The sequence below is a fragment of the Sphingomonas sp. genome, from assembly GCF_048594985.1.
In the GTDB taxonomy this organism is placed as follows: Bacteria; Pseudomonadota; Alphaproteobacteria; order Sphingomonadales; family Sphingomonadaceae; genus Sphingomonas_I.
The window spans coordinates 1-4,598 of the sequence record NZ_JBMDXG010000098.1; the positions used below are offsets into that span (position 1 = coordinate 1).

The window sequence follows — 4,598 nt, forward strand, 5'->3', positions numbered from 1 at the left end:
GCGGCGATGGTCAGGCCGGGCGTGTCGTCGATGACCAGCGGCAGGCTTTCCAGCTCGCCCGCCGCGCGTGCGAGGTTGCGGAAATCCTGCTGGCTGATCTTGCCCATGCGCAGGTTTTCGGAGCTGATGCCCGAATTTTCCGACAGGATACGCGTCGCAAGCTGATCGGCCGACATTTCGAGGCTGAAGAAGGCGACCGCCGCGCCGACCGACTTGTCGTCGGCGATCCCGTCCTCGCGATCGCGCACCAGCCGGCGCGCGGCGTTGAAGGCGATGTTGGTGGCGAGACTGGTCTTGCCCATGCCCGGCCGCCCGGCGAGGATGATGAGGTCCGATGGGTGGAGGCCGCCCAGGCGCGCATTGACGCTGTCGAGGCCGGTCGTGACGCCCGAGACGTGGCCGCCCGAATTGAGCGCGCGTTCGGCCTGCTCGACCGCCATCTTCGCGGCCTGGCTGAAGCTCTTGACCGAGCCCTGCTCGCCCCCCTCCTCCGCCACGCGATACAGCGCGACCTCGGCCTCCTCGATCTGGAGCTTGGGATCGACATCCTGCGATGTGTCGACCGCCTTTTCGACCATGTCGCGGCCGACGCCGATCAGCGCGCGGAGCAAAGCGAGATCGTAAATCTGGGTCGCGAAGTCGCGCGCGCCGATCAAAGCCGCGCCCGACCCGGTCAGCTGCGCCAGATAAGCGGGGCCGCCGCGCGCCTTCAGATCCTCGTCCGCCTCGAAATTGGGGCGCAGCGTGACGGGGTTGGCGATCATGTTGCGATCGGCCATCCGCAGGATCGCCTCATAGATGCGGGCATGGACCGGATCGTGGAAATGGTCGGCGCGCAGCCGGATCTGGACATCCTCGACCAGCCGATTGTCGATCATCAGCGCGCCGAGCAGCGCCGCCTCCGCCTCGACATTGTGCGGCAGGGCGTGGGCACCGCCGTCGGCGGCGGGCGGAACGATTCGAAGCGGTTCGGGCATCCGCGGCTTATCCGCCCGACCGCCGCGCCACTCAAGCGACCCCGCCGAAACAATGGTGCGCGGATCTGTGGAAAAGTCGTCGCCCCTCCGATAGATCGATGACGATGACCGACCCCCGCATCATCGCGATCGAGCTGGACGGCGACACGCTGCCCCAGCGTGCCGCCGATATCGATCGCGAGCGCATGATCGCGATCCAGGATCTGCTGGCCGGCAACCACTTCGCCCCGCGCCGACCGATCGAGAACGGCTATGGCGGCCCCTACCGCGTGACCCTGCGCGTCGAGGAAGGACGGCTGGTGATCGAGATTGCGGAGGCGGATGCGCGCCTGCTGGAGACGATCAAGCTCGGCCTCACCCGGTTTCGCCGCCCGATCCGCGACTATTTCGCTATCTGCGACAGCTATTTTCAGGCGCTCGGGCAGAAGGCGCAGCCCGAGCAGATCGAGACGATCGACATGGCCCGGCGCGGGATCCACAACGGCGGAGCCGAACTGCTGATCGAGTGCCTCGCCAACAAGGTCGAGGTCGATTTCGAGACCGCCCGCCGCCTGTTCACGCTCATCACCGCGTTGCACATCCGTGGCTGAGCTGGCGCTGGAGGACGTGGCCGGGCGCGTGCTGGTCGATCACGCGCTGGAGGCGGCGCGCAACGCCCACGCGCCTTACTCCCGCTTCGGCGTGGGCGCAGCCCTGCTGCTGGAGGATGGAACGATCGTTCCGGGCACCAATTTTGAAAATGCCAGCTACGGCCTGTCGCTATGCGCCGAAACGGTCGCGCTGGCTGCCGCCAACGTCGCGGGCCAGCTCCGGCACGTCGTGGCGATCGGCATCGTCGGCGGCGCGATCGGGCCGGGCGGCCTGATCGGGGACGTGCCGATCTATCCCTGTGGGCGTTGCCGCCAGATGCTGAACGAGGCCGCCGACCTCGGGCGGCGCGACATCGTCATCTACTGCGCCTCCGCCGACGGATCGGTGATGCGCCGCCACCTCCTGTCCGAGTTGCTCCCGCACGCGTTCGGGCCCGGCGATCTCGGTCTCGCCTAAACCCTATATCCTATAGGATTTGCGTTTCGGCCATGCTAGCCGAGGATTCGGACGCCTGAAGCGCGTTCGGACGGATCGCGGCACCCCCCGCCCGATACGCCCAAGGTCGGGGGTGGATACGGAGCCGAATTCCGCAATGTCATGACGATGTCAGGCTTATCCCGCGCGGCGGGCTGACGACGATGGCGCCGGAAGAGCGCACGGTCCACGATCCACAGAAAAAAGAAGGCTGGAGGATGCAAATGCAAACGGTGTCGAGGCGGCTGTTCCTGTCGAGTTCGGCGATGACGATGCTGATGTCGAGCGAGATCGGACGCGCGGCCACCTATCTGGCCGCGCCGCCAGTGACGCGGACGGGCGACACGGACTGGCGCCATTATGCCGCCGACACGGCCAACACCCGCTACGCGCCGCTCGACCAGATCAACGCCGCCAATTTCAGCGAGCTGGAAGTGGCGTGGCGATTCAAGACCGACCAGCTGGGCAACCGCAAGGAATATCAGTTCGAATCCACGCCGCTGGTGATCAAGGGGCGGCTCTATTCGACCGCCGGCGCGCGGCGGGCGTGCGTCGCGCTGGACGCCGGCACGGGCGAGATGCTGTGGATCCACCGCATCGACGAAGGCGCGCGCGCGCGCAATTCGCCGCGCCAGCTTTCGGGCCACGGCGTCTCCTATTGGACCGACGGCACGATCGAACGCATCCTCTACGTCACGATCGGCTATCAGCTGGTCTCGCTCGATGCCGCGACCGGGATCCCCGACCCGGCGTTCGGCGACAATGGCGTCGTCGACCTGAAGCGCGACTTCGATCAGGAGGTCGACATCGATACGGGCGACGTCGGGCTCCATTCGACCCCGCTGATCGTCAAGGACCGCGTCGTCGTCGGCGCGGCGCACATGGCGGGCGACGTGCCGGCCAAGCGCCGCAACGTGCGCGGCTATGTCCGCGCGTTCGACGTGCGCACGGGCAAGCGGACGTGGATCTTCCACACCATCCCGCACAAGGGCGAGTTCGGATACGACACCTGGGTCGACGGCGACGCCGACCAGGTGGGCAATGGCGGCGTGTGGGCGCAGATGTCGGCCGACGAGGAACTCGGGCTGGTCTACCTGCCGGTCGAACTCGCCACAGGCGACGAGATGGGCATGTTCCGGCGTGGCGACGCGCTGTTCGGTGAATCGCTGGTCGCGGTCGACGCGATGACGGGGCAGCGTCGCTGGCATTATCAGTTCGTCCATCACGGGCTGTGGGACCGCGACCTGCCCTGCGCGCCGATCCTGTGCGACATCCCGCACGGCGGAAAGATCGTGAAGGCGCTCGCCCAGCCGAGCAAGCAGGCCTTCCTCTACGTCCTCAATCGCGAGACCGGAAAGCCGATCTGGCCGATCGTCGAGCGCAAGGTGCCCAAGGGCGACGTGCCCGGCGAATGGTATGCCAAGACGCAGCCGATCCCGACCAAGCCCCCCGCCTACGACAATCAGGGGGTGACGCCCGAGGCGCTGATCGACTTCACGCCCGAGCTGCGCGCCGAGGCGCTGGAACTGGTCAAGAATTACACGATCGGGCCGCTGTTCACGCCGCCGACGCTGAGCAAGCCCGAAGGGCCGTTCGGGACGCTCATATCGCCCGGTATCCAGGGCGGCACGAACTGGCCGGGCGGCTGCTACGACCCGGAGTCGCACCTCGTCTACGTCTATTCGAAGAACACGGTCTCGCTGGCGGGCATCGTGCCGAACGACGATCCCAAGGTCTCCGAAGTCCCCTAGGTCCAGGGCGTGACGGGCATGCGGCCGCGCTCGCAATTCGCGATGGGTGGCGAATTGCCGGCGGGCGGCTTCCGCCGGCCACCCCCGCCCAAGCCGGGAGAAAAGCGGCCGGGGCCGCTCACGGTGCGCGGCCTGCCGTTGCTCAAGCCACCTTATGGCAGCATCACCGCGATCGACCTGAAGACCGGCGAGATCGCCTGGCGGATCGCGCATGGCGAAACGCCCGACAATGTCCGCAACCATCCCGCGCTGAAGGGCCTGAAAATCCCCCGCACCGGGCGCGAGGGCAATCTCGGCCCGCTGGCGACCAAGACCCTCATCATCTGCGGCGAGGCGGGATTCTTCACCAATCCGCAAGGGGTGCGCGGCGCGATGCTGCGCGCCTACGACAAGGCGACCGGCGAGGAGAAGGGCGAAGTCTACATGCCCGCGCCCCAGAGCGGATCGCCGATGACCTACATGCTCGACGGGCGGCAATATATCGTCGTCGCGATCGGCGGCGGCAATTATAGCGGCGAATTGCTGGCGTTCAGGCTTCCGAAAGGGGCTTGATGCGCCAAGTGGCGGAAAGAACGGGAGTATTCGGATGTTTGGACGTGGTGGACGACGATTGCACATGCCGGCGGCCGGCGTCGGGATGGCCGCTTTGGTGGCGTTCGGGCTGACCGCCGCCTACGCCCAGGGGCCGATCGCGAGCGTATGGGACGGCGCCTATACGGCCGAGCAGGCAAACAGCGGCAAGGCGGCCTATGGCCAGCAATGCGCCTCGTGCCACGGCCCGTCGCTCGGCGGCGGCGATTCCGCG

The 4,598-nt window shown here is 67.2% G+C and carries 5 protein-coding genes and 1 pseudogene; 5 read left to right on the top strand and 1 reads right to left on the bottom strand.

What is annotated here, in order from left to right; genetic code table 11:
• The coding region (locus tag ACOJSF_RS03685; protein ID WP_420140875.1) for a DnaB-like helicase C-terminal domain-containing protein at window positions 1-977 on the bottom strand (977 nt) is incomplete at its 3' end.
• 104 nt (window positions 978-1,081) lie between these two features.
• On the opposite strand from ACOJSF_RS03685, the gene ACOJSF_RS03690 reads away from it, so the two are divergent.
• The 5 genes and pseudogenes from ACOJSF_RS03690 to ACOJSF_RS03710 all read left to right on the top strand — a co-directional run.
• On the top strand, window positions 1,082-1,567 hold the full coding sequence (locus tag ACOJSF_RS03690; protein ID WP_420140876.1) for a UPF0262 family protein: 486 nt from the start codon (window positions 1,082-1,084) through the stop codon (window positions 1,565-1,567).
• Window positions 1,560-2,024: a cytidine deaminase gene (locus ACOJSF_RS03695; protein ID WP_420140877.1), complete on the top strand. Its 465-nt coding sequence runs from the start codon at window positions 1,560-1,562 to the stop codon at window positions 2,022-2,024. Before ACOJSF_RS03690 ends, ACOJSF_RS03695 begins: the two co-directional genes overlap by 8 nt.
• A gap of 236 nt (window positions 2,025-2,260) precedes the next feature.
• Window positions 2,261-3,793: a PQQ-binding-like beta-propeller repeat protein gene (locus ACOJSF_RS03700; RefSeq protein WP_420140878.1), complete on the top strand. Its 1,533-nt coding sequence runs from the start codon at window positions 2,261-2,263 to the stop codon at window positions 3,791-3,793.
• Between the two features lie 18 nt (window positions 3,794-3,811).
• Window positions 3,812-4,345 carry a hypothetical protein gene (locus ACOJSF_RS03705; protein ID WP_420140879.1) on the top strand — a complete coding sequence of 178 codons (534 nt, stop codon included), beginning with the start codon at window positions 3,812-3,814 and terminating at the stop codon, window positions 4,343-4,345.
• A gap of 64 nt (window positions 4,346-4,409) precedes the next feature.
• Window positions 4,410-4,598, top strand: a pseudogene (locus ACOJSF_RS03710) (cytochrome c); the annotation flags it as partial.